We start from the raw sequence: 5,530 nt of genomic DNA on the forward strand, positions 1-5,530 counted from the left end.
GCCATGTCGGGCGGCGCCGCGCGCGCCGCGGACTACAAGCCGCTGCTGAAAGGCATTCAACTGGGCCATCTGCCCGACAGTCTGCCAGACCTGGAGCGGTTTCAGTACGCAAAGAACCTCGGCTTCGACGGCATCGAGTCCGGGCCGATGGACGATCTCGAGCGCGCGAAGGCCGTGGGCGAGGCCGCGCGCGAAGCGGGCACGCCCGTCCAATCGATCATTTACGGCGGCTGGGGCGCGCCCATGTCGGACCCCAACCCGGACAAGGTGGCGCGGGGCAAGAAGGAAATCGAAAACGCGTTGCGCACGGCCAAGGCGATGGGCGCGGACACGGTGCTTTTGGTGCCGGCAGTGGTAAACGAACGCGTGCGCTACGGCGAAGCGTGGGAACGGTCGCAACAGAACATCCGCGAACTGCTCCCTTTGGCGGAAGAACTGGGCGTCGTCATCGCGGTCGAGAACGTGTGGAACAAGTTCCTGCTGAGCCCGCTCGAATTCGCCCGATACGTGGACGAATTTGAAAGCCCTTGGGTCCAGGCCTATTTCGATGTGGGCAACGTCGTCATCTTCGGTTATCCGCAGGACTGGATCCGCACGCTGGGCAAGCGCATCCGCCGCCTGCACATCAAGGATTTCAAGCGCGACGGGTATGTGTGGTGCAATCTGCCGTATGAAGGCGACGTGGACTGGCCGGAGGTGCGCAAGGCGCTGGATGAGATTGGATACACCGGTTGGGGCACGGAGGAGTTCCCCGGCGGCGACGAAGCGTACCTGCGTGAGTTGTCGCGCCGCATGACGTTGCTCGGCGAGGGCGCGCGCAAAGCGTAAGCGCGAACAAAAACGCGCATGACTCACACGGACGAGGATCTGCTGCGCCGCCGCGTGGGCGAGTACCACTACCGGCTGCGCACGCGTATTGAAGCGTACCACGCCGCGCAAGTCATCGGGCAGGGCCTGACCTGGCTGCACCCGGAAAACGTGCCGTATCTGCGGGCGTTGCTCCATTTCGGGCTCGGATGCACCGGCCTCTATTGGCGAGGCTACCGGGCAGCGTGCACCATCCACGTGCGGGAACGGCGGCTGGCCCTGCCGAGGCTGCCGGAAGCGTTCATCGGCTTCCGCATCCTACACCTGAGCGACCTGCACATAGATTTTCACCGCCCCATCACCGACGCACTTATCGAGCGTGTGCAGGGACTGCATTATGACGTGTCCGTCATTACGGGCGATATTCGAGGCGAGACCTGGGGCGACTTCGACGACACCCTCCGCGAGATGGAACGGCTCATGCCGCACCTGCGCCCGCCCGTCTATGGCATCCTGGGCAATCACGACTTCATCGCCATGGCGCCGCCCCTCGAGACGATGGGCCTGCGCATGCTCCTGAATGAGCATGTCATGATTGAGCGGGGCGGCGCAACGCTCTGCATCGCGGGCATTGACGACCCGCATTTTTACGAGGCGGACAATTTCGAGAAGGCGCTGGGCGGCGTCCCGCCCGGCGCGGTCAAAATACTCCTGTCACACTCGGCGGAGCCCTACCTGAAAGCGCTCGCCTGCGGGATTGACTATATGCTTTGCGGCCACACGCACGGCGGCCAGATCCGCCTGCCTTGGGGCCGCCCGCTGCTGCGCAACGCGAAACAACCCCTGTCCATGCTCTATGGGCCCTGGGAATTCGAGACGCTTCGCGGCTATACGACCTCGGGCGTCGGGTGCAGCCTGGCGCCCATCCGCCTGCGCGCGCCCGCCGAAATCGTCATTCACCAGCTTGACCGCGGCGACACGTAACGAATGTATGCAGTCGCCGGTATTCTCTGACGCGGACGTGCAGTGTTCTGACCCCGCACTGACACGCTTACTGGCTGTTGGACGTCAACACCTTGCGTCCAACGCCCGTCGTTGCTGCGTTGGAGGCCGGTCTTTCGCGGCGGCGGCGGGCATTTTTCTTGCCTCGCGGGTCAAAGACACACGGATTGAAACCACAGACAGCCCGCCGCGATGCCGAGCGTCGCCACTGTGACCGGAATGCCCGTCTTGGCGTGGTCCAGCCACGATATGCGCACGCCCAGCCGCTCCGCCTGGTCCACCACGATGATGTTGGCGATGCTGCCCACGATGAACAGATTGCCCGCCAGTGTGCTGGCCAACGCCAGAATAGGCCCCGCAAGAGGGTGCGTTGCCGCGGGCAGCAACAGCATGACGGCAGGCACGTTCGAAACCAGATTGGAAAGGACGGCCGTCACGGCAAAGAGCCACGCGGGCTGTTCGACCGGCGCGCCCGCGTTGCGGCTCCAGGCGATGGCGGCGCCGAGCATGCCGGTGTGTTCGAACGCGCGGTTGACGACGAAGAGGCCCGCGAACAGCACGAGCAGGTGCCAGTCGACGAGCCCGAGCATGTTGCGCGTGTGCATGCGGCGGCTCATGAGCAGGACGCCCGCCGCGGCCAGCGCCAGCACCTCGCGCGGCAACTCCACGACAAAGAACGCGCCCACCAGCACGGCCATCACCGCAAGACCCTTGCCGCTCTGCCACCGGTTGAACGGCGGCGCGTCGATCTTGGGTATTGTGAAGCGCCGGTGCCACCGGCCGGCCGTCCGCGCGCAGATGACGGTCCAGACAGCAACGAGACCCAGCAGCGTTGGCGTGAGCGCGTGCGCGAAGTACCCCGCGAAGGAGAGCTGAAGCGTTTGCCCAATAAGCATGTTCTGGGGATTGCCAATCAGTGTCGCGGCGGAACCAACATTGGCCGCGCACGCCAGACCCAGCAGGAACGGAACGGGGTCCAGCTCCTTCCTGCGGCAGCCCTCGACCAGCACAGGCGCAACGGCCAGACACACGATGTCGTTGCAGAGCAGCGCGGACAGCGCCGCCGTCACCGCAATCAACAACGCCAGAAGCGCGGCCGGGCGCACATCGAGCAACGCCAATGCGCGCGTGACCGCCGTGTAAAAGCCGCCCAGCCGGAACTGCGCCGAGACGACCATAAGGCCAAACAGGAGGCCCATCGTGGGCACGTCGATCGCGTCGCGGGCCTGCTCGGGTGACAAGGCTTCAGCCACGAGCAGGACAATCGCGCCAAGCAGCGCAACTCCGGTCCGGTCGATGGCCAGGCCCGGGAAACGGCCCAAGACCATGCCAAGATATACGGCAGTGAAGACAACGAGGACCAGGATGTTCATGGCAAAAGCCGGATTCCGCCCCCGGTTCTATCGCCACTGCAGCGCATAGATGTCGGCATCCTTCATCACGAAACGCAGCCGAATGGCCGTGCCCGCCAGCGCGCTCGCGTCGCTGTTGCCACGCCACGAAACGGCGCGCTCAATGAAATTGCCGATCAATTCCGCGCTGTCTTCCAGGGTATAGCCTTCCACGGGCGTACCGTCCGCCCGCTGGACCTCGACGCGCACGCCGCCTGCAGCCGAGCTCGCGAAATTGAGGTAGAGTTCTTTGCCGGAGAACACGAACGGCTTGGTGACGCACTCGCCGCCCCCGTAGGGAGCACGGAGGGACGCGAACCCGTCCGTGCGCAAGAGGTACCGCATCAGGCAGTGCGTCGGCTGTCCGTAGTGATGCTGCACGTAGAGCGACATCTCGTGGTCGCCTGTCGGCACGATGCCGCAGGCCGGATAGTTCGTGCGCGATGTCCAGTTTTCAAGACCGGCGCCCGGCCGGATGAACCCTTCCATGAACGTCCGGTCGTAACGCGTGCCGCCGCGGCTCGTCAAGAGCACGCCATCGCTGCAATCTCCGGAATAGGTAGGCGATACCCCGAACGCGGCCCCTTCTTCGTCGGATACGACGCGCCGCCCCGGCATGAACCGCGCCGCCGTCGCGATGTAGAGGTGCGGCGCACGGAAATAGGGCTGCGTCTGATTTGTGTACAGGTGTTCACGCGGCGTGCCCCCGTAGTCCATTTCGACGGGCGCGGTCCAGGCACGGAAATCGTCCGACGTTACCCGGCTGACGCTGCGGTAGCCCGCGAACTCCCCCTCGGACCACGTCCGATAGTAGCAGACATAACAGCCTTCCAGTTCCGACCAGAACGCAACATTCTGGGAATCGAACGCGCCTTCCGTGATTACTGGCGTATCCTGCATCTTGCGCCAGCGCAGGCCGTCGCCCGAAACGAATACGTGAAGGCCGGTCTCGCTCGTGCCGGCAAGCGCCTTGTAACGCTCCTCCGGCGCCACGCCCGGGCGCGTGTCCAGGAACGGCGCGAAATTGTGGGAAAAAGGCGCCTGCCCCGCGAGAATGACATTGTTGTCCTCATCGCCGTCGATTTCGAAGAGTCCAAGTTCTGGTTTTGTCCAGTGAACACCGTCGGTGCTCTCCGCATAGCACGTCACCTCGGCGTCGGATCCGTCCTTGCCAGACTGGGGCAACCCCCTGTAGTACATGCGGAAACGGTCGCCATCCTGGAACACGGTCACGTAGCCGCAGTGACGCCCTTCCCAGGGTGCGTCGAACGTCAGCGCGACATCTGCCGGCTGCGGCTCGTGCAAGCGCAGCGAGACGCCGTCCATGCGGTCTATGAGGTACGTATCAATAAACAACTCGCGGCGGCTGCCGACCTCGAGCGCATCCTGCGCGGCCGTAACCGCGCTGGCCAGCAGGAACAACCCAAACGTTATGCGGACGACGTTGTTCATAGTGATTCCCTCCGGTTGGACAACCGACGCCACCATAGCAATTCCTCGCCGGGGCGCGCCACAAAGGGCGTCAATCGCTTCGCGGGCTGTCTTGCAGGTTCACTGACTTGCCGCTGCGTTTCACGCAGACTGCGGGAGCTTGTTAGCGCTTTTCCCGGGTCGCGCGGTGCAGGGCGCCACTCGAGCGCGAAACACAAACACGCCCCACGGGCGCTCACGCACGGTTCTGCGCCTTGGGGCGTGCCGCTATTGAATTGGCTGACGCGGTTCAGGCCTGGTCGGCGGCCTTCAACTCCTCGACAAACCCGATGTACTGGTTCATCGCCTCTTCCTGCGAGGTGCCCTCCAAGGCTTTCCACGCGTCGTACTTGAACCGGCCCATCGGATTCAACATGCCGGGCCGTTCCCCCGTGCAGTCGCCCGCCGACGCCTGCTTGTACAGCGCGTACAGGCGAAGTTTGGCCATGTTATCCGGCGCTTGGGACAGTTGCGTGACTTCCTGGCTGGCTTTCTCGAACCGGGCTTTCAGATCCTCAGACATGGACTACTCCCCTTCACTGTTTAGTTCAATTAAACCGCTAAAGACTCGATTTCCTCCGGGTTTTATACCCGAATCGCGCCCCGCTTTGCAAGCCCGCACGCCTTGGCCCCGTTTCCCGATGCGCCTGGCCGCGCCGGCAGCCTGGACACATCGACGTGACGTACGTGAACCTGGGCGGAACTCGACAGTTGAATCCGCTTCCCGTCGCGGTATAACGTGACGGTTGCCGGATGAAACGGAGGCCGGCTCTGCTGGAAAGCGAGCGCGCCAAGGGATAGCCCGGCGGGACTCATCATCAAGACGATGGGCGGAGGGGCGGGGCGAGCAATTGACGTCC

5 protein-coding genes are annotated in these 5,530 nt (G+C 64.0%); 2 read left to right on the plus strand and 3 right to left on the minus strand.

What is annotated here, in order from left to right; all coding sequences use genetic code 11:
- Both KA184_11985 and KA184_11990 read left to right on the plus strand, forming a co-directional pair.
- On the plus strand, positions 1 to 828 hold an 828-nt coding region (locus tag KA184_11985), incomplete at its 5' end, for a sugar phosphate isomerase/epimerase (protein ID MBP8130288.1).
- Between the two features lie 18 nt (positions 829 to 846).
- Positions 847 to 1,791, plus strand: a complete 945-nt coding sequence (locus KA184_11990) for a metallophosphoesterase family protein (protein ID MBP8130289.1) — start codon at positions 847 to 849, stop codon at positions 1,789 to 1,791.
- Positions 1,792 to 1,961: 170 nt separating this feature from the next.
- Here the strand turns inward: KA184_11990 and KA184_11995 are convergent, their stop codons facing one another.
- From KA184_11995 to KA184_12005, 3 genes are all read right to left on the minus strand, one after another.
- Entirely contained in the window at positions 1,962 to 3,182 is a 1,221-nt protein-coding gene (locus KA184_11995) for an anion transporter (GenBank protein ID MBP8130290.1), read from the minus strand.
- 27 nt (positions 3,183 to 3,209) lie between these two features.
- A complete protein-coding gene (locus KA184_12000; GenBank protein MBP8130291.1) occupies positions 3,210 to 4,652 on the minus strand; it encodes a hypothetical protein in 1,443 nt (480 codons plus the stop codon).
- A gap of 268 nt (positions 4,653 to 4,920) precedes the next feature.
- Positions 4,921 to 5,193: an acyl-CoA-binding protein gene (locus KA184_12005; protein MBP8130292.1), complete on the minus strand. Its 273-nt coding sequence runs from the start codon at positions 5,191 to 5,193 to the stop codon at positions 4,921 to 4,923.
- Positions 5,194 to 5,530 lie beyond the last annotated feature (337 nt).

This window comes from Candidatus Hydrogenedentota bacterium, assembly GCA_018005585.1.
In the GTDB taxonomy this organism is placed as follows: Bacteria; Hydrogenedentota; Hydrogenedentia; order Hydrogenedentales; family JAGMZX01; genus JAGMZX01.